This is a genomic window from Mycobacterium sp., assembly GCF_965230835.1.
GTDB lineage: Bacteria > Actinomycetota > Actinomycetes > Mycobacteriales > Mycobacteriaceae > Mycobacterium.
This window is the reverse complement of record NZ_CBDDLW010000002.1, coordinates 2,488,722-2,508,492: the sequence shown is the minus strand read 5'-3', so window position 1 is coordinate 2,508,492 and position 19,771 is coordinate 2,488,722. Positions and strand designations below refer to the sequence as shown.

Genomic DNA, 19,771 nt, shown 5'->3' with positions numbered 1-19,771 from the left:
GGTGGCTCGCATCGATATGCGTCGCCGCTATGCGAAGAAGAGCCGCTGTTGTTGGCCTAAATATCGACGTAGCCAAGCGCAGACGCGCCGATACAACCCAACCAAAGCCTGCCCGCGGCCTCGGCGACACCGGTCACGAGGCCGAATTCTGGGTGGGTGGTGTGTAGCTGGGTAATGACGCGACCGTCATCGGGGTGGAAGGCGACCGCCCACACCGTCGATTTCGGGTCTGGGATCCAGCGGTACGGCAACCGCCATAGCAGCCTCCGTAGGATCGGGGCGCGCGGACTAAGCCACTCGCTGGCCCTGTTTCGCTCCGACACCAAGGCAACCCACACCCTGCCGTCTTTGCCTATCGCGATGTTGTCGGGGTAGCCGGGTAGCTCGGTGGCAAGTTCGGTGATTGAGCCGGTCCGGCTGCCGGTGAGCCAGTACTTCGACAAGCGACAACCGGCCGACTCCGCGAACACCAACGCTGATTCGTCGGCGGTGAGCATTACACCGTTTGGAAACTTCAACCCGGAGGCCAGAACATCGATCGTGCCGTCTGTGTCGCGGCGAAATAGCGAGCCGGTACCCCGAGCTTCGAGCACAGCGCCCTTATAGTTTTCGTAGCCGAAGCGGTCCGTAGATTCAGTGAAATAGATTGTTCCATCTAATGATTGGATGGCGTTTGAGCACAGCATCAACTTCCGGCCGGCCACTTCGGCGGCCAATGTCTCCACGGATCCCGTTGCGGGATCACATCGCAGTAACCCGCGATGGCTGTCGCAGATCAAAAGTCGGCCGTCGCCACACACGGCCAGACCTAGTGGGCGTCCGCCGGTATCGGCCATCACTTGCGCACCAGTGCCGTCCGCAGCTAGGCGGATGACGCGGCCGTCGTCGACGCCGGTCCAAATATTGCCGTCTGCATCGGCGACAACATCTTCCGGCGCGGAGCCGGGCAACCTCACAACTGTCACAGCTGCCTGCAGATCAGGTGGCGGTAACGGCTGCACCGGAGGTGGTTGCCATCGCACCGGATAGATCGGGGGTTTGTTCACCATTGGGTCCAACCTACAAGCGGGTCGGTCGGCAAAGAGATCGCGACGCCACGGGCCCGAACCAAGCCGGAGAACCGCAGAAAACCCGATAGCGGCTGTGCCGCGCATTCGGTTGCGTGCGCACAGCGATGGTCGCTGGCCGGGCAAACCTCGCAACTCAGAAACATGCACGGGAACTAGGAGGTCAAAACGATCGTCACAGTCAGGACCACGGCGATCAGCAGAGCCAGAGCCATAATCAAGGCGATGGTGGCCGGCCGCAGTCGATGCCCAAGCCGCGCCTCGCTGTCCGGACAGTGCAGCGGTGGCGAAATATGCGGTGGCTCTGACGACATCGCGACTCCAGGTTGGCGGTGTTTTTGGGGCCGTCTCTGAGCAGCCGGTTGTCAAGACCGTGTGGCCGAGTAGGGTGCGGTCACCCTCCGCTACAGGGTCGGGGCATCGTGAAGCGGCGACGTCCGTTGCGCAACACGAGCGGGCCCTCCGATTGCCCTCCTGAACTCGTCGCCGGCAAGCCATCCACCGTATGCGCTGAGGGATTGGCCCTGGTGGCCGACAGCAGTCGAATGTCGGCTCCCGCCATGGGGCGTGGCCCGTCGGCCTGGTCAATTGTCGAATAGTCCGCAGTCCAGCTCTGCGGGACGAATAGCTTGCCCACCGGTACCGCCTTGCCAACACTGGCGACAACTCGACCGCGAACGGCTCCCCAGCCTGGCGAGTTCGGCTTGGTTGCCACCGGCCGTACCCCCACCGGGGGGGCTTGGAGCGAAGTCCGGTAGACCCCCAACCCGCCGCTGGTCGCCGACGACATCGTGCGGCTAATCTGCCCGAGAAAGTTCAACGGACCGGTCAGAGTGTTGAAGCCCGCGACCATTGCGAGAAGCATTGACGTCCACGGTGAATTGGATCCTGACGGCGCGGAACCACCTGCCAAGCCCGCGTTGGCCAGAGTTTGAAGTTGTTGCGTCAGGGCCGACATCAGCTGTGACGCAAGCGCTTGGTTGTGCTGCACGGAATTGCTCACCGATTGGACTGCCGCGGCCTCGTGCGTTGATTGACCTGCCATATTTGTGGTCTGCGGCGGTCTGTCAAACAACGACATCTTGGTGGCAGCCGACGAGGCTGCGGCATAGGTGTACATAGCGGCGGCATTTTGGGCCCACATCTCGGTATATTCGGTCTCGGTGGCACCGATCGCCGGCCCGTTCTGCCCGAAGAAATTCGTTGCGATCAGTATCGCCAACCGGATGCGGTTGGATGCGACAACCTCCGGCGGAACCGTTGCGGCAAAAGCTATCTCATAGGCTGCCGCAGCCGCCTGCGCCTGGCTGGCGACGTGGTCAGCCCGCTCGGCCGACGTTGTCGCCCAAGCGATATAGGGAGTGGCCGCGCTGACCATAGCGATCGACGCAGCGCCAGACCAACTTTGGCCCTGCAACTGTGCCAGTACCGAAGAATAGCCGGACGCGTAGAACTCGAGTTGCGCGGCAACCGCTCGCCAAGCGGCCGCGGCCGCCATCATCGGTCCAGAGCCGGGACCGCAGTACATTCTTGCCGAGTTGACCTCAGGCGGAAGCGCCCCGAAGTCGATCATGTGCATTCCTCTCGAAAGAGATCTCAGCGGCTGACGAGAAGCGTTGGATAGGAAGATCAACGGCCATGCCGGTTTGACCGAGGCAGACGAATCAGGGGCCTATCCGCCCAACGATGGACGTGGCATCTTGAACTTTGGCGGCCCCAAGCGCAATGCATTACTGACCGTGGGACGGAGGCCACTCGTTGATCTCATGCCTGCCCCTTGCCCACCAGAGAGCAATGCCGGGGACCAGGATGGGCCGTCGCCAAGCTCCGCCTCCGACAACCACATCGTTTCCTCAACAGGTGCCGCTACTGGACTGCTCGCCGCCCAGGTCTGCGGCACGGACATCTTCCCGATCGTTGGCGCGCTACCCGCACTGGCAAGCACGGGGTGAGGCAGGTCCGCTGGAACTCCGGCGACGCTGGCCGCCTTGGCGGCACCTGCGGCCGCTTTGGCAGCCGCTTGGCCGGCCTGGATAGCGGACCGATAAACGCCGGTGTAGCCGCTCATCGCCGATGTGGTGCTACGACTTAGGTTCGACGCCAGACCTACCGGACCGCTCAGGGTATTGAAGCTGCTGAACATCTTCATTATCAGTTGGATTGGCGAAGATCCCCCTCCGCTTGGAGGTTTCGTTGACGCAAGCAACTGCAACTGCTGCGTGGCACTCGACATCAGCTGGGACAGGCTCGTTCGAGCGTCGTCGGCCGTTGAAGCACCCGCAGCTTGGGCCACCGCGGCAGCCTGAGCGGACCGGCCGTCGGACTTGGTGGTTTGCGGCGGCTCGGTGAACTGCCGCAAGCCGGCGGCCGCCGACGAAGCGGCGGCGTATCCGTACATTGCTGCGGCATCTTGGGCCCACATCTGCTCGTACTGGGCTTCGGCAGCCGCGATCATCACGGTGTTCTGCCCAAATGTGTTGGTTGCTATCAGCGCAGCCAGTTGGGTGCGGTTGGCAGCTACCGCTGCCGGCGGCACCGTCGCCGCGAATGCTGCCTCGTAAGCGCTTGCCGCCGCCCGAGCCTGGATGGCGGTCTCCTCAGCCTGTGCGCCGGCCGTCGCCACCCACGCCATATAGGGTGCAGCCGCGCTCACCATCGCGTCTGATGCACCGCCAGACCAATTCTCGCCTTGCAGAGTCGCTATCACCGTGGCGAAGTTTCGCGAAATGGAATCCAAACCGGTGGCCAAGACTTCCCACGCCATGGCGGCGGCCAGCATCGGACCCGAACCGGGTCCAGAATGCATCCTCTCGGAATTGATTTCCGGCGGCAGTGTGCCGTAGTCGAGCATCGTTATCCTTTCTTCGCCAGCCGAACCCCTGACGAGTTGCCGCTGCGGTCGAGTCGTTCAGGCAGCAATCAAGAAAAACCAATCCAGACGTTGCGGGATTCGTTTGGGAATAAGTTGTTTTGGGCAGTAGGTCGATCTGTGCTTGGCATCTGGCTCGGACTCAACAACAGCAACCGTGGGTCCAACGCCTCGTCCTCGAGGTGACTCGGCGCGAAACAGTCAGAAATCTGTCCGGGCAGAAATTGCCGGCGACCGGCATGATGTTGCTTAAGTCGCCAATGCCGCTCCGAAACGCTGCCCGCAAAACCGGGGTGGCGTCTTAGGACTGGTGTAAAAACGCTGGGCGCATGTTCCTGGTGGTCATGTTACGCGGCGGTGGTGTCGGTCGTGGTTGTTGTGGTGGGGGGATGCAGTGGGCGGGGTGGCTCGAGCAGTTGGTGGCGTAGTTCTTGGAGGTGGCGGCTGGTCGCTGATGTTTGGGTGACTCCGCGCCAGCCGCGGCTGGCGCGGTCGAGGACGGCCCATACCAGCGACAGACAGCTGGTTTCGCCGGGTAGGCGGCCGATGACCTTGACCCGGCGACGGGATTCTCCGAAGGTGCGTTCGATGAGGTTGGAATGGCGGATGCGTGTCCAGTGTTGGCGGGGGAAGCGCAAATGCACGCTCAGCGAGGCGAAGTCGTTGGCCAGGCAAGCGACCGCGGCTGGGTAGAGCCCGCGGTATGTGGTGGTGAACTCCTCGGCGCGGCGGGTGGCTTCATCCACGGCCTGCTGGCCGGGTGGCTGGTCAATGTCATCGAAGATCGACCAGAACGCGGCTTTGATCTCGTCCTGGACCGCGACAGGTGTCTTGGCGATGACGTTACGGCAGCGATGGATCAGACACCGCTGACGCAGGCTTGCCGGAAACGTGGTCTCCCATGCGGCGATCAGGCCCGGCGCCCCGTCGGAGATGCCCAGTAGCGGCGGGCGTAGTCCCCGGTTCCTCAGGTCAGCCAAGAAGCCGGCCCACGCATCAGCCGACTCCGCTGCGGCTGGGGCCAGCCCAATAAACAGGGGCTTGCCGTCGGTGCAGATGCCCCAGGCGGCCAGCACCGGCTCGGCCGGGGCGTTGGAATGCATCCGAAAGTTCGAGGCATCCAAGAACAGGTAGTCCAACACCAGCTCATCAAGGCGTCGAGACGACCACGCAGCAAACTCGTCTTTGATGGCCGCACAAATCCGGCTCACCGTCGAGCGCGACAACGCCGCCTACGAGCCCAGCACCTCGGCCAACGCGGCCTCGATGTCGCGATCCGACAAACCGCGCACCCATCCCGAAATCACCAACGCCTCCAGAGCGTGGGTGCGCGTCACCCCGGCACCGAATAGCCGCGAACAGAACCGCTCGTCGGTGTCGCGTAGTTTCGGGCGGCATAATTCGACCGAGCCCATCGTGGTCTTCACCGTCGCCGGCGGTTGATACCCATTGCGGTACCCGCCCGGGCCGTCCTGAACCCGACGCTGGTGACGGGCTCGGCCCAACACTGCTTCTACCTCGGCCTCCACGGCGACCTGAAACACCAGACGCACCGATAACCGCCCGACCTCCTCCAAAATCTCGGTCAACGGCCGCTCGGTCGCGGCGAACAACTGATCCATCTCAACACGCACACGCTCAATCGGCGATACTCGCTTGGTCACGGGCGTAGCCCCTCCTTCATAGCTTTCGTCGGTTGCGACGGAACCTACGCCCGTGACCATTTACACCAGCGATGAGACGCGACCGAAGCCGCCGGCACGATGTCGGACCGTGTCGTAAATGCGCTGGAAGGCGCGGGGCTCTTCACGTTCATGACCCCACGTTCACTCGGCGGACAGGAAGCAACACCATCCGAGATCTTCGATGTCTGCGAAGAGCTGTCGTACGCCGATGGATCGGTCGGTTGGGCGTTCACACAGAACGCATCCGTGGGCGCTTACTTGGCCTTCGTCAGCCCTGCTGCCGCTCAACGATTCGCCGGCCTGCGGGCCGGTGCCGGCATGTTCGCACCGCTTGGCATCGCCCACGAGAGCGGCGATGGATATACAGTTTCCGGCAATTACAAATTCGGCAGCGGCTCAGGACACGCCCAGTTCATGGGCGGCGCTGCGCTTGTCATGCGCGACGGCGAGGTCGCCCCCGTCGGAGACGACGGCGCCCCGCCGCTGATCGGCTTCCTCGTCCCACAGGACGGCTTCACGCTCAAAGGAAACTGGGATGTCATGGGTCTACGCGGCACCGGCAGCTATGACTTCGAGATCCCAGAGCAACATGTCCCGGCCGATACAACCTGGACCATGTTCCAACCCGGAGCAGCCAGCCACGAATCAGGCGGGCCGTTCTACGGGATGGGACCAATTCCGCTCGCCACGATCGGATCCGTCGCCTGGGCCGTGGGCGTCGCCCGCCGAGCCCTCGCCGAAATCCGCGACATCGCGGCGAACGGACGCGCCAGGCTCGGCCAAACACCCCTCATCGAGCAACAGGTCTTCCAACGCGACTACGGCCAACACACCGTAGCAGTCGATGCCGCCAGGACCCATTCCCTGCATTCCTACGAGCGCGCGATTGCCGCCATCGAAGCCAACCGCGATGCCGAATACATTAATTCACGTCTACGCGCAACGAAGGTAGCGGCCAATTACACCACCAAAGTTGCAGTGGAAGCGGTCGACTTCGCGTGGAGCGCATCCGGAAGCGACGGGATGCGAAACCCGAGCAGGATCCAGCGCTGCTTCCGCGATATCCATATGGGAGCCGGCCACATGGTCTTCGACGACCGCAACTACATCGAATACGCGAAAGAACACCTCCACCTCGAAACTACCTTCATTTAGCCATCAGGCCACCCGCACGCGCTGGGTTCGGCGCCGAAGTGCGCGCACACCTCAGCACGCGGCGTAAGATTGCCTCATCCATCCCTGGTAGGCACCTCTAGTGCCTACCAGTAAGCCCTGAGGGGGGCATGATGCGGTGGCGCGGTGTTCATCACGTCGAATTCGCGGTGTTGGACTACGACGACTCAATTGCGTTCTATGACGACATGTTCGGGTGGCTCGGATACACGAGTTTCTCGACGTTGGACATCGGCTATCGATCGACCTACTACATGACTCGCCTGGCGAGGCCACATAGCTACATCGGCATTCAGCCGGCCCACTCCGGGCATCGACTGCAACACACCGAGCAGGCTGTTGGCGTCAACCACATCGCCTTGTGGGCCCGATGCAGGAAAGAGGTCGACCAGTTTCGTCGCGAGTTTCTGACTGTGCGAGAAGTCCACGTCACGGACGAGCCGCAAGAATACGCGCAATACTGGCCGGGCTACTATGCCGTGTTCTTCGATGACCCGATCAACGGAATCCATTGGGAACTAGCGTGGTTACCAAAAGTTCCCACACCGCGTCATCTCTGGTCGTTCTATCGCACGCTCCGCGCCGAGACCAGGAACCGGCCAGATCTAGCGAACTCGGTGCCCCAGCTTGCCGCGCAAGCCGTGCGTAGACTCCCTCCCCGACTGGCACCCTGATCGCCGGGAATAGGCATTAGCCCGTACCCGTACACAGGTCGCGGCGTGCCGCGGGTATGCGAGATTCTCACATGGTTCAGAATTCGGCGCATCGGTGTTCATGCGCTGCCTCGCTTCAAGTTCCGCCGCTCCCGTTCGGACAGCCCTCCCCAGATGCCAAAACCCTCGTCGTTGCTCAACGCGTACTCCAGGCACGGCGCCTTGACTTCGCATTCCCGGCACACACGTTTGGCCTCACGAGCTGAACCGCCTTTGTCGGGAAAAAACGCGTGCGGGTCGGTCTGCGCGCACAACGCGAGATCCTGCCAGGCGGTGTCGGGTTCAGGAGTTGGTCCGAGTACTTCCATAGGGCATCACTGTGAACACATTAATCACATCAGTCACGTCAGCGCGCCGCGTTTTTCGCAAATGCCAGCCACACAACGGCGTGTCGGGCGGTTGGGCTGGGAGTGTCGCGTCCATCCGTCGCCGGCGCCTCGAAACCACTTCGCGTCAACCAACGATCGAGGCCTAACAGCATCCACTCAGGACGGAATGGTCCAGGATCGGTAACCATGGCATCACTCCTGTGGGATCAGCACACTTGCCTGCCGTTGCAACTCGACGCCGATGTCGGCCAACTAACCCGCTACCAGCGTCCTGGCGGCGCGTTCGTATCAGTCAACGCGGGATATTCTCCGCACACCTTCGATGACACGACGGCGCTGCTGGCGCACTACCGTTCGGCCGTCGCGGCACATCCGAGGCTGCAGCTGGCGGCCGGGATCGACGACGTTGCAGCGATCGTCGACGCCGATGGCATCGCGGTGGTGTTCGATCTGGAAGATTCGGGCCCGCTCGATGACAATCTCGAAAACCTGTATCCACTGGCCGATCTTGGCGTCCGCACCCTGCTGCCTACCTACAATCACGCAAATCGCGCCGGATGCGGCTGCCTGGACAGCGAAGACTCCGGCCTGACCGGATGGGGCCGTTCACTGGTGTCAGAGATGAACGCGGCCGGCATCGTTCCCGACGGATCCCATTGCAGCCGTCGCACCGGGCTAGACATGTGCGAAACATCAAGCGGGCCAGTCATCTACAGCCACTCCTGTATGCGGGCAGTCTGGGACCATCCCCGAAATATCACCGACGATCAGGCCCGAGCATGCAAGGATACCGGCGGCGTAATTGGAATCACAGGCGTTGGTATCTTCCTTGGCCCGAATACACCCACCCTCGATGCTCTAACCCAACACCTTGAATACGCTGTTGAACTGGTCGGCATCGAACACGTCGGCATCAGCACCGACTTCTCGTTTGACCAAACCGACTTCACCGCCGAGCTCGTGCGCAACCCGCACCTGTTCGATGAAAGCTATACCCGGTGGGGGCCCATCCAATGGATGCCGCCTGAAACATTCCTGACGATCGACCAACACCTCCGCCAGCGGGGATGGAGCGGCACACACATCGCGGCCATACTCGGCGGCAACTTTTATCGTGTCGCACGACAGGTGTGGAACGCCTAACGATCGACACCAACAACGCCTAGCGGTTCGAGCACGCCGCTCGGCGATGGCCTATATCTGTCCGGTCTTTCATGCGCGGAGCGGCGCCGGACTGCCGCCGCGGCAAGGCGCGAAGCCGCCAGCCGGGAATCTAGCGCCGGCAGGAAGCGCGCCTTGGCGATGCCAATAGGTTAGGTTAACCTGGTTTAAATTAGGTTAGGCTAACCTGGATTTACGTTAGCAAGGAGCTCGCGCCGTGGTGAACGTCGCTGCTCGGACCCGCGCCGAAAACCCACCAGCAGACCACCCCCTGCCCACAAGCACAATCCCGACCTGCCCTCGGCGGACCGGCCGATGAAGGCCTACCCGATCTGGATTGCGATTCCGCCGGAGGTGCATTCGGCCTTGTTGTCCAGCGGCCCCGGTCCAACCGGTTTAGTCGCAGCCGCGGCGGCGTGGTCGACACTAAGCACCGAATACGCCTCAGCCGCCGACGAACTCAACGCAATGCTGACAACGGTTCAGGCAGGGGTGTGGCAGGGCCCAAGCGCCGAGCGGTACATCGCCGGACACATTCCCTACCTTGCGTGGTTGATACAAGCCAGCGTCGATAGCGCCAAAATGGCCGCGCAGCACGAAACTGCGGCTGTGGCATACAGCACCGGTTTAGCAACCATGCCGACCTTGGCCGAGTTGGCCACCAACCACGCCACCCACGCGGTGTTGATGGCCACCAATTTCTTCGGCGTCAACGCCATCCCCATTGCACTCAATGAGGCCAACTACACGCGAATGTGGGTCCAAGCAGCTGTCACCATGCACACCTATCAAGCAGCCACAGACACACTGCTCTACTCGACTCCGACCACGCCACCCGCTCCAAAGATCCGAAACGCCCTAACCCAGCCCGCCCAGACCGGCGCCTCGACTACCGCGAGCACTTTCCCCGATCCCGTGGCCTGGCTGATTCAGGAACTCGAAAGGCTGCTCACCACATTGCGGAACACCATTGCCCAGATGCTGAGCGGTCCGCTAGGAACCGTCCTTGTCTGGGCCATGAACTGGCTCATCAGCTTCATTTCCGGACCGGTATTCCAGTTCATGGCCTACCTGATCTTGGACCCGGCCATCTACTTCGGACCTTTCACCCCGCTACTCAGTCCCATCCTGCTGCCCACCGCCGCCGTAGGGTTGACCGGGCTAGCGGGCCTTCCTTCCGCAGCGGTAAACGCGGATTCGGAACCGCCGGTTGAGACCGCCCCGTCAATTGGGCCGGCAGCGCACGCCTGGCCGACAGCCGTCAGCACCACCGCATTGGCCACCAACCCCGCTGCAGCGACAACAACTCCTGCCCCGACACACCCGACACCCAGCTCTTCGGCTGCGCCTGGTTCTCCTCCACCTCCACAGCTGGCCGGCGATTCCGATTTCTATGCGGTCAGCGGTGGTGATCCACGTGAAGAGTTCGGGCCCGGCATGCGGTCGCGTCGTACGACGCACGCCTCCGCCGCAGAATCCGCTTCCGACTCCGTTGCCGCGCTAACCACCGTCACAGTGCCGAGCCGCGGAAAGAAACGGGCTCGCAGCCACCACCGATCCCGGTCGAAGGGCCGTGGCTACCGCTACGAATTCATCGCTGGCGACAGCGTCGGCCCTAACGCGACGCCGGACAGTCCGCCATCGCCAGCAACGGTTGCGGCGGGCTGCTCCCCTGGATCGCCGGGATTTACCGGTGCGGCACCGAAGTCCGGCCTCGTCCGCCGACAAGGACTGGCCACGTTAGCCGGTGACGCGCTCAACGGCGGGCCGACCGAACCGATGCTGCCAAGCGGCTGGGGCCCCGACCCCAACCGCGCAATCGAGATCGCGGAATAGCGATGCCGGCTAAGGCATCCGCGGCGCACGGCGGCCGAGCCGCGGTCTAGATCGGGGTCAGGCCGTGCTTGCGGCCAACCCGCCACCACTGCTGCTTGTCCCGCAACAGCTGCATCGACTTGCGCAGCAGCAGCCGGGTGTCGTGCGGCTGAATCACCCCGTCGATGTAGCCGCGCTCCGCGGCGGTCCACGGGATCGCCAAGTTGAGGTTGTAGCCCTCGACGAAGTCGCGCTTGACCTGCTGCGCCTCCGGCGTGGTCGGATCCGGAAAGCGCTTCATCAGCAGCTGCGCAGCACCGTCGGCGCCGATCACCGCGATACGCGCGGTAGGCCACGCGAAGTTCAAGTCCGCGGCGAGCTGCTTGCAGCCCATCACCGCATAGCCGCCGCCGTAAGCCTTGCGGATGATGATCGTCACCTTCGGTACGTCCGCCTCGACAAGGGCATTGAAGAAACGCCCGCCGCGCTTGATGATCCCGCTCTTCTCTTCCTGCACCCCGGGCATAGCACCTGGGGTGTCGACAACGAAAACCAAGGGCAGGTTGTAGGAGTCGCAGAAGCGGATGAACCCAGCCGCTTTGTCGGAGGCCTCCGTGTCGACCGCCCCCGACAAGTGCATCGGCTGGTTGGCGATCACCCCAACCGGTCGTCCGTCTACCCGGGCGAAAGCCGTGATCATCGCCAGACCACGCTGCGCTGCCACGTCGAAGACATCGCCGTCGTCGAAGATGCGCAACAGAATCTCGTGCATGTCGTAGGCGGCGTTATCGGCGTCGGGCACTATCGAGTCGAGTTCCAGATCGGCCGAGGTGATCTCCGGCTCCAGCCCGGGGTTCACGATCGGCGGAGAATCAAAGCAGTTGGACGGCAAGAACGACAAGTAGTCGCGGACATATTGGTACGCGGCGGCCTCCGACTCCACCACCTGGTGGATATTGCCGTACCGAGCCTGGTTGTCCGCGCCGCCCAACTCGTCGAGGCTGACGTCCTCGCCGGTGACGTCCTTGATGACGTCGGGGCCGGTGATGAACATGTAGCCCTGGTCGCGCACCGCCACCACCATATCGGTCTGAATCGGCGAATATACAGCTCCCCCAGCGCATTTGCCCAGAATGATGGAGATCTCAGGAACCACGCCGCGCAACATCTCGTGACGCCTGGCCAGCTCGGCATACCAAGCCAACGAGGTGACCGCGTCCTGGATACGAGCGCCCGCCGAGTCATTGATGCCGACAATCGGGCAGCCGGTCATCGCGCACCACTCCATCAGCTTGGCCACCTTGCGGCCGAACATCTCGCCCACTGAGCCCTGGAACACGGTCTGGTCGTGGGAGAACACCGCGACCGGACGGCCGTTGATCCGGGCATGTCCGGTTACCACCCCGTCGCCGTACAGCGCATTCGGGTCACCCGGGGTCTTGCACAGCGCGCCGATCTCCAGGAAGGTGCCCGGATCCACCAGCGCGTGGATGCGCGCTCGCGCGCTCGGGATATCCAGCTTCGCCCGTTTTGCGACGGCCTTCTCACCGCCGGGCTCGTTGGCCAGCTCAAGACGAGCGCGCAGCTCGGCAAGCTTTTCGGCGGTGGTGTGGGTGGAAGCTGGCTCGGCGACGGTCACTACTTGCCTACCTCACTTGTCTGGATACGTTCTTTCTAGATCTTGCCCAACGCGCGGCTCATGTGTTCGCCAACCTTGGCGATAATCGGCTCGTCGATGGCCTGAATGTGCTCGCCACCGATCGGCACGACCTCAAGGTCGGAAACGTACTCGCCCCAGCCACCATCCGGCTGGCGAACGGCGTATCGCGGCTCGAACATGATCGCGTCGTCATGGTAGCGATCGGCCATGTAGAGGGTGACGTGGCCGTCATATGGTCGAATCTCGGCGGTGTCGATCGCCCGATTGTCCAGATACGACGTTCGCTGGTGTTCGATGATCCCGGCGGGTATTTGCACGCCACTGGCGCTGACGGCGTCTAGCACAAAACGAACCTGGCCCTCGTCGTCGAGCTCTTCGAGCTGTTCGTACGGGATCTCTGGAACGGTGACGTTGAACGTCTTCTCAGCGAACTTGGCATAGCGGTCCCAGCGCTTGCGGATTTCCTCCTTGGTCTGGGGGATCTCCTCGCCCGCGCGCACCGCATCGATCAAGCCCACGAAGCGAACGTCCTTGCCAAGCTGCTTCAGGCCGATCGCACACGCATAAGCCAGCACACCGCCCAGCGACCAGCCCACCAGGATGTAGGGCCCGTCGCCCTGCATCTCTACCAGCTTGGGCACGTAAGCCGCCGCCCGCTCTTCGATCGAACCCTCGACCCGCTCGAAACCGTACATCGGAGTATCCGCGGGCAGCCGGTTAAGCAGCGGCTCGTAGACGACCGTCGAGCCGCCCGCCGGATGGAACACGAACACAGGGGCTTTTGCCTCACCTGCGGGACCATCGGGTCGCGCCCGCAGGGTGCGGACGAAGCCGTCGATCTGGCCAGCTTCCAAGTAGCCGCGCACCTTTTCGGCCAGGGCCTCGATGTTGGGCGAGGTCAGCACATCTTCAGCACTGATCGGCCCTTCGGCGCGCTCTGAAAGCCGCTGCGCCAGTTTGGCAGCTGAGTCGCGATCCAGACCGGGCAGTGTGTTGAAGATGCCGCCCGGCGACTTGCCCGTAACGATCGCCCAGGTAGCGAAAGTGACGCGTTCGGCGGCATCCCGCGGCGGGACGTCAGAATTGAGCGCCTCGGCGACCGCCTGCTGACTTAGCGCGTGGGGAGGACCCCCCGGGCTCGGCTGCTCTCCGTCAGCGCTGGGCACACCGCCCGCGTGCGAACCAGGACCGGCCGGGTCCGTTGGCGGCGGCGGAACCGGAACATCAGAGACCGCGGACGACGCCTGCGGCGCTGCCGAGCCATCAGACGTTTCAGGGGTGGTAGCCGGCCCACCAGCGAGCACCTCGGCCTGCGCCTTAGCAATCTCCTCAGCAGACTGGGTCTGCTGGTATTCGTGCAGCTGCTCTACCTCGTCGCGGTGTTCAATCGCGTACTCAATCAGCTTCTCGACATTGTAGAGGTTGGCGTCGCGCACGGCCTGCAGCTGGATGGGCGGTAGGTCGAAGTCATATTCGACGCGATTCTTGATTCGGACAGCCATGAGCGAGTCCAGGCCAAGCTCGATCAGCGGGACCTCCCATGGCAGGTCCTCGGGTTCGTAGCCCATAGCCGATGCCACGATCATGCCCAGCCGCTCGCTGATGGCCTCGCCGGAATCCGGCGACCATCGACCGACATGACTCGGAAGGTAGCGATTGGTCAGGCTGTCCGACAACGTATCGGCCACTGGCTCCTCGGCAGGAGCTTGCGGCGCGACCTCCACGCTCACACCGGTCGGCGCCGCAACGGCCGCGACTGCTGTGCCGGCACCAACCGCGGTCGGCAAGACGGAATCCTGCCCGGCGCGAGTGACCAGAGCGTCGTACACCAGGGTGAAAGACTCGTCGATTCGTGCATGCACCTGAACCGCGGCGCCGCCGGGATGCCGAGTCATGGTCGTCACCAGCCGGGCCCCTTCTCCAGGCACCGCACGTTGCTCGGCAGCTGTCAGCTGTGCATCTGGGAGCACTTGCACCGCTGCCGCTTTGACCAATGCGCCCAGATCGGCGTTCTCCCGAGGCGCGTATTCCCAAACGTGGCGGCCATCCGGCAGCGCCACATGTGTTCCCGGCATCATCACCGAACCGTCACCCGAGAATTGCGCATCAAGCCAATGATCTTTGCGCTTGAAACGGGTCGGGGGAATGTTTGCGTAGTCCTCGGGCACCGGCGGCCCGGCGGGGCGCCGTGGGAAAAGCGTGCGGATGTCCAGGTCATGTCCATGCACATAAAGCTGTGCCATGGCCTTCACCATCGACTCGACTTCGTCTTCCTTACGGGCCAGGGTCGCAACCAGTTGCGCGTCATGCAGCCCCGCCGAGGCCGTCGTTAGCCCCACCTGCATCAGCGCCACTGGGTTAGGTGCCAACTCCAGGAAGGTGGTGTGTCCGCTGTCCACGGCGTTGCGGATCCCGTGGGTGAAGTAGACGCTGTGGCGCAAGCCCTTCTTCCAGTAGTCGACATCATGGATGGGCGCACTGCCGGGCTTGACGTAGCTGCCCTCATGCACCGTTGAGAAGATTCCGGCCGTCGGGCTCATCGGCACGATACCCTGCAATTCCGCAGTCAACTCGCCCAGCAGAGGATCCATCTGCGAGGTGTGGCTGGCTCCCTTCGTCTGGAACTTGCGGGCGAACTTGCCTTCGGACTCCGCGCGAGCGATGATCGCGTCCACCTGCTCGGGCGGACCACCGATGACGGTTTGGGTGGGAGCGGCGTAGACACACACCTCGAGGTCAGGGAAATCGGAGAACACGGTCTTGATTTCGTCAGCGGAGTATTCCACCAGCGCCATCAGCCGGATGTACTCGCCGAATAGCATCGCCTCGCCTTCACCCATCAAATGCGAGCGCGAGCAGATCGCGCGGGTGGCATCGCGCAGCGACAAGCCACCGGCGAAGTAGGCCGAAGCCGCTTCACCGAGCGACTGCCCGACCACCGCGGCGGGTTTGGCGCCGTGGTGCTTGAGCAGCTCACCCAGCGCTATCTGGATCGCAAAGATCGTCACCTGGGTGGTCTCGATGCCGTAGTCCTGAGAATCATCCAGGATCAGCTCAAGCACCGAGTAGCCCAGCTCATCCTGCACCAGCGCGTCGACCTTCTCGATCCACTCGCTGAAGACGTCATCGCGCAGGTACAGGCTCTTACCCATCTTGCGGTGTTGAGCGCCGAACCCAGCCAGGACCCATACCGGTCCGGCCGTCACTGGACCGTCGGCGCTGAACACATTCGGTCGCTGCTTGCCCTCGGCGACGGCACGGAGGCCCTTGACGGCTTCGTCGTGGTCGTGAGCCAGCACCACAGCCCGAGAACGGCCATGGTTGCGTCGCGATAGTGACCGCCCAATCGCCTCTAGCGACGCGGCCCGCCCGTCAGGGCCGTCTATCCAGTCGGCCAGCTCGGCTGCGGCCGCCTTCTTACGGGACGTCAAAAACGCCGAAACCGCCAAAGGGACCACTGGTTTGGCAAGATCCTCCGCCGCTTCTTGGGCCGCGAGCTCACCAAGAGCGACTTCCTTGAGCCGCAGCGCCTCGTCCGTCAGGCCTGGCAACTCGGGCTCTGGCTCGTCGTCCGACAAGCCGGTGACCTCACCTCCGAATGCGCCGTACTCGTCGATCCGCCGCTCGCCGTCTTCGGCTGCGGCGGACTCGGCAGGTTCGGGTTCGGGTTCGGGTTCACGTTCGACCACGTCGCGCGGCAACACCTCGCGCACCACCAAGTGCGCGTTGGCACCGCCGAAGCCGAAACTCGAAACTCCAGCCAGCGCGTACCCGCCGTAGCGGGGCCAGTCGGACGCTGTATCGATCACCTTCAGACGCATGGCGTCAAAATCGATGTACGGGCTAGGCCCGGCGAAATTGATCGACGCGGGCAGCCTGTCGTGCTGCAGGGCCAGCACCACTTTGGCCATGCTGGCCGCACCGGCCGCCGACTCTAGATGGCCGACGTTGGTTTTTACCGCACCCAGTAGCACCGGCCGATCGGCGGCACGCCCCCTGCCGACAACGCGGCCTAGAGCCTCGGCCTCGATCGGGTCACCGAGAACGGTGCCGGTACCGTGCGCCTCGATATAGTCCACGGTGCGCGGATCGATGCCGGCGTCCTTGTAGGCCCGACGCAGCACGTCAACTTGCGCGTCCTGGCTGGGCGCGATCAGACCGTTCGAACGTCCGTCATGGTTGACCGCGCTGCCAGCGATAACCGCCAGAATTTGGTCACCGTCTCGACGAGCGTCATCGACCCGTTTGAGCACCAACATGCCGCCGCCCTCGGAACGGGTGTAGCCGTCGGCGTCGGATGAGAATGACTTGATCCGGCCGTCTGGTGCCAGCACCGCCCCAACCTCGTCAAAACCGATCGTCACCATAGGTGTGATCAGGGCATTGACACCACCGGCCACCGCCACATCGGCTTCCCCATTTCGCAGCGCCTGCACACCCTGATGCACCGCGACCAGCGAGCTCGAACACGCGGTGTCGATGGTGACCGAAGGGCCCCGGAAGTCGTAGAAGTACGAAACCCGGTTGGCGATGATCGAACTGGCGGTACCGGTGATCGCGTAGGGGTGGGCGACGGTCGGATCGGATACGGCCAGGAAGCTGTAATCGTTGGTTGAACTACCGACATATACACCAACCGACTCGCCGCGCAGACTCGACGCGGGAATGCGGGCGTGCTCTAGCGCCTCCCAGGTCAGCTCCAGCGCCATCCGCTGCTGCGGGTCGATGTTGTCGGCTTCGGTCTTGGCCACCGCGAAGAACTCCGAATCGAAGCCCTTGATGTCTTTCAAGTAGCCGCCGCGTGTATGGGCCTGCGCAACCCGCTCGGCGATCCGAGGCTCTTCAAGGAATTCCGACCAGCGCCCCTCAGGCAGATCGGTAATCGCGTCACGACCTTCCAGCAGCGCCTGCCAAGTCTCCTCAGGGCTGTTCATATCGCCAGGAAAGCGGGTAGACAGTCCCACGATCGCAATATCGACGCGCTGCGCCGGGCCATTGCGGGTCCAGTCGGCGCTGTCGTCGAATTCGGCGTTGGACTCCGGTTCGCCCTCAACAATCCGTGTTGCCAGAGATTCAATGGTCGGATGCTGGAACGCCACAGCCACCGATAAAGTGACACCGGTCAAGTCTTCGATGTCTGCGGCCATCGCCACGGCATCCCGCGACGCCAAACCTAGCTCCACCATAGGCACCGACTCGTCGATCAAGTCCGGCGATTTGCCGACGGCCCTGGCCACCCAGTTGCGCATCCACTCCCGCATTTCGGGGACCGTCATGTCGGTCTTCGGGAGCGGTTCTCCGGCGTGCGCCTCGTCAACACTCGGGTAGTCCCGACTTGATTGCCAGTCCTGGGAAGCGCCGTTTTCCTGGTCGGTGTCAGCCATGATCGCCGGCTCAGTCCGACTCTTCAGCGAAGATCGTCGGAGAACCGACGCCGCTGCGGAGGCTGCCGTCGAGGTACGCCGTGCGGCACGCCCGCCGCCCGATCTTGCCGCTAGAGGTTCGAGGAATCGTTCCGGCCTGCACAAGCAGCACGTCCCGGACGGTCGCGCCGTGTCTTACCGCAATGGCTCCCCGGATGTCGTCGGCGATGGGCTGGTAATCGAGTTTGTGCGCGCCAGGTGCACGCTCTCCTACGATCACCAACTGCTCGGAAGTGTCCTCCGGGTCGAATTTCAGACCGGCGTGCGGGTCGTCGAACACCGCCTTCGGCAGCTGGTTGGCCGGCACGGAGAAAGCAGCCACGTAGCCGATCCGCAGTGCCTTGCTGGATTCCTGCGCTGAGTATTCGAGATCCTGCGGGTAGTGATTTCGACCGTCGATGATGACAAGGTCCTTTATCCGGCCGGCAATATAGAGGTGGTCGTTGAAATACGTGCCGTAGTCGCCGGTCCGAACCCACAGCCCATCGTCAGGGGCACGCTCGGCACGTGACTCGCTGATACGCGACTTGAGGATGTTCTTGAACGTCTTTGTGGTCTCTTCTTCCTTGTTCCAGTAGCCGATCCCCAGGTTGTTGCCGTGCAACCAGATCTCACCGATCTGCCCGTCGGGCAGCTCGCTGGCCGATTCGGGATCCACAATGACTGCCCATTCGTCGACACCGACCTTGCCCGCGGAAACCTGGGCAACGGCATTCGGCGCGTCCGCAGCGACCTCGACGAAGCGTTGGTTGTTCAGTTCGTCGCGGTCGACGTGGATGACCGTCGGCGGCTCGTCCTTCGGCGTCGTCGAAACAAACAGCGTTGCTTCGGCAAGCCCGTAGGACGGTTTGATGGCCGTCTCCCGCAAGCCGTAAGGCTTGAACGCTTCGTAGAACTTGCGCATCGACGCTGGCGACACCGGTTCGCTGCCGTTCAAGATCCCCTTGACGTTGCTGAGGTCCAGCGGCGGTTCGTCGTCGCGCGGTAGACCACGCACCGCGGCGTGTTCGAATGCGAAGTTCGGCGCGGCCGAGAAGGTACCGCCGACCTCGCCGGGCTTGCGTGCGAGCTCGCGGATCCAGCGCCCGGGCCGGCGCACAAACGCGGCGGGTGTCATAAAGGTGAAGCTTTGGCCCAACACAGGGGCCAACAGCGCGGTGATCAGGCCCATATCGTGGAATAACGGCAGCCAGCTGACCCCTCGGTCACCTTCACTGCCCTCCAGGGAATGCAGCACCTGGACCACATTGGTGGGCAGGTTCAGGTGGGTGATCTGCACGCCAGTCGGAATGCGCGTCGAACCCGAGGTGTACTGCAGGTAGGCGGTTGTTTCCTCGCTGGCCCCGGGCGGCTGCCAGGTGGAAGCCACTTCGGTGGGCACCGCGTCGACCGCGATGACACGTGGCCGTTCCTTGGCCGAACGCCCGCGGATGAACTTGCGGACACCTTCAGCAGAGCCGCTGGTAGTCAGGATCGTCGACGGGGCACAGTCGTCGAGAACCGCGTGCAAACGCCCGACGTGCCCCGGCTCGGCCGGATCGAACAACGGCACCGCGATCCGGCCGGAGTACAGCGCGCCGAAGAAAGAGATGAGGTAGTCCAGGTTCTGCGGGCACAGGATGGCGATGCGGTCACCCAACTCGGTTACCTGCTGTAAACGGGCTCCCACGGCGCGGTTGCGGGCACTGAAGTCGGACCACAAGATGTCGCGTGCAACACCGTCACGTTCGGTGGAAAAATCCAGGAACCGGTAGGCCAGCTTGTCACCACGAACCTTCGCCCACCGCTCGACGTGCCGAACCAGGTTGGTGTTATCCGGGAACCTGATCTTTCCGTTCACGATGAACGGGTTGTGGTAGGCCATACCGCCCTCTCC

The 19,771-nt window shown here is 63.2% G+C and carries 11 protein-coding genes and 3 pseudogenes; 5 read left to right on the top strand and 9 right to left on the bottom strand.

The features are described from left to right. Window positions 1-56 precede the first annotated feature (56 nt). The 5 genes and pseudogenes from ACO07W_RS11875 to ACO07W_RS11855 all read right to left on the bottom strand — a co-directional run bounded on the left by ACO07W_RS11875 (window position 57) and on the right by ACO07W_RS11855 (window position 5,558). Window positions 57-1,049 carry an SMP-30/gluconolactonase/LRE family protein gene (locus ACO07W_RS11875; protein ID WP_421843398.1) on the bottom strand — a complete coding sequence of 331 codons (993 nt, stop codon included), beginning with the start codon at window positions 1,047-1,049 and terminating at the stop codon, window positions 57-59. A gap of 173 nt (window positions 1,050-1,222) precedes the next feature. Then, a complete protein-coding gene (locus ACO07W_RS11870; protein WP_421843396.1) occupies window positions 1,223-1,381 on the bottom strand; it encodes a hypothetical protein in 159 nt (52 codons plus the stop codon). Window positions 1,382-1,461: 80 nt separating this feature from the next. Continuing rightward, on the bottom strand, window positions 1,462-2,640 hold the full coding sequence (locus ACO07W_RS11865; protein ID WP_421843394.1) for a PPE family protein: 1,179 nt from the start codon (window positions 2,638-2,640) through the stop codon (window positions 1,462-1,464). A 99-nt stretch (window positions 2,641-2,739) separates the two neighbouring features. Beyond that, a complete protein-coding gene (locus tag ACO07W_RS11860) occupies window positions 2,740-3,918 on the bottom strand; it encodes a PPE family protein (RefSeq protein ID WP_421843392.1) in 1,179 nt (392 codons plus the stop codon). A gap of 365 nt (window positions 3,919-4,283) precedes the next feature. Beyond that, a pseudogene (locus ACO07W_RS11855) lies at window positions 4,284-5,558 on the bottom strand (IS256 family transposase). Between the two features lie 138 nt (window positions 5,559-5,696). On the opposite strand from ACO07W_RS11855, the pseudogene ACO07W_RS11850 reads away from it, so the two are divergent. The 3 genes and pseudogenes from ACO07W_RS11850 to ACO07W_RS11840 form a co-directional block, all read left to right on the top strand. Further along, window positions 5,697-5,900, top strand: a pseudogene (locus tag ACO07W_RS11850) (acyl-CoA dehydrogenase family protein); the annotation flags it as partial. A gap of 39 nt (window positions 5,901-5,939) precedes the next feature. Further along, window positions 5,940-6,776, top strand: coding sequence for an acyl-CoA dehydrogenase family protein (locus ACO07W_RS11845; RefSeq protein ID WP_421845951.1), 837 nt, complete (start codon window positions 5,940-5,942; stop codon window positions 6,774-6,776). Window positions 6,777-6,907: 131 nt separating this feature from the next. Further along, window positions 6,908-7,468: a VOC family protein gene (locus ACO07W_RS11840; RefSeq protein WP_421845950.1), complete on the top strand. Its 561-nt coding sequence runs from the start codon at window positions 6,908-6,910 to the stop codon at window positions 7,466-7,468. A 98-nt stretch (window positions 7,469-7,566) separates the two neighbouring features. Here ACO07W_RS11840 and ACO07W_RS11835 read toward each other — a convergent pair. Further along, window positions 7,567-7,776 (bottom strand): annotated as a pseudogene (locus ACO07W_RS11835) (WhiB family transcriptional regulator); the annotation flags it as partial. A 246-nt stretch (window positions 7,777-8,022) separates the two neighbouring features. Between ACO07W_RS11835 and ACO07W_RS11830 the strand changes: the two are divergent. After that, window positions 8,023-8,979: a dipeptidase gene (locus ACO07W_RS11830; protein ID WP_421843390.1), complete on the top strand. Its 957-nt coding sequence runs from the start codon at window positions 8,023-8,025 to the stop codon at window positions 8,977-8,979. Between the two features lie 333 nt (window positions 8,980-9,312). Continuing rightward, window positions 9,313-10,833, top strand: a complete 1,521-nt coding sequence (locus ACO07W_RS11825; protein WP_421843388.1) for a PPE family protein — start codon at window positions 9,313-9,315, stop codon at window positions 10,831-10,833. A 46-nt stretch (window positions 10,834-10,879) separates the two neighbouring features. Here ACO07W_RS11825 and ACO07W_RS11820 read toward each other — a convergent pair whose 3' ends face one another. From ACO07W_RS11820 to fadD32, 3 genes are all read right to left on the bottom strand, one after another. Next, complete coding sequence (locus ACO07W_RS11820; protein WP_421843386.1) at window positions 10,880-12,451, bottom strand: acyl-CoA carboxylase subunit beta; 1,572 nt, start codon at window positions 12,449-12,451, stop codon at window positions 10,880-10,882. Between the two features lie 35 nt (window positions 12,452-12,486). Beyond that, entirely contained in the window at window positions 12,487-17,748 is a 5,262-nt protein-coding gene (gene pks13, locus ACO07W_RS11815) for a polyketide synthase Pks13 (RefSeq protein ID WP_421845949.1), read from the bottom strand. Window positions 17,749-17,866: 118 nt separating this feature from the next. Continuing rightward, complete coding sequence (fadD32, locus tag ACO07W_RS11810) at window positions 17,867-19,759, bottom strand: long-chain-fatty-acid--AMP ligase FadD32 (protein ID WP_421843384.1); 1,893 nt, start codon at window positions 19,757-19,759, stop codon at window positions 17,867-17,869. Window positions 19,760-19,771: the final 12 nt, after the last annotated feature.

Excerpts from the sequence above, each read along its gene's own strand:
- ACO07W_RS11825 (WP_421843388.1), top strand. The coding sequence starts at position 9,313 with ATGAAGGCCTACCCGATCTGGATTGCGATTCCGCCGGAGGTGCATTCG.
- fadD32 (WP_421843384.1), bottom strand. The coding sequence starts at position 19,759 with ATGGCCTACCACAACCCGTTCATCGTGAACGGAAAGATCAGGTTCCCG.
- ACO07W_RS11840 (WP_421845950.1), top strand. The coding sequence starts at position 6,908 with ATGCGGTGGCGCGGTGTTCATCACGTCGAATTCGCGGTGTTGGACTAC.
- ACO07W_RS11870 (WP_421843396.1), bottom strand. The coding sequence starts at position 1,381 with ATGTCGTCAGAGCCACCGCATATTTCGCCACCGCTGCACTGTCCGGAC.
- ACO07W_RS11830 (WP_421843390.1), top strand. The coding sequence starts at position 8,023 with ATGGCATCACTCCTGTGGGATCAGCACACTTGCCTGCCGTTGCAACTC.
- ACO07W_RS11860 (WP_421843392.1), bottom strand. The coding sequence starts at position 3,918 with ATGCTCGACTACGGCACACTGCCGCCGGAAATCAATTCCGAGAGGATG.
- ACO07W_RS11845 (WP_421845951.1), top strand. The coding sequence starts at position 5,940 with ATGTTCGCACCGCTTGGCATCGCCCACGAGAGCGGCGATGGATATACA.
- pks13 (WP_421845949.1), bottom strand. The coding sequence starts at position 17,748 with ATGACGGTCCCCGAAATGCGGGAGTGGATGCGCAACTGGGTGGCCAGG.
- ACO07W_RS11865 (WP_421843394.1), bottom strand. The coding sequence starts at position 2,640 with ATGATCGACTTCGGGGCGCTTCCGCCTGAGGTCAACTCGGCAAGAATG.
- ACO07W_RS11875 (WP_421843398.1), bottom strand. The coding sequence starts at position 1,049 with ATGGTGAACAAACCCCCGATCTATCCGGTGCGATGGCAACCACCTCCG.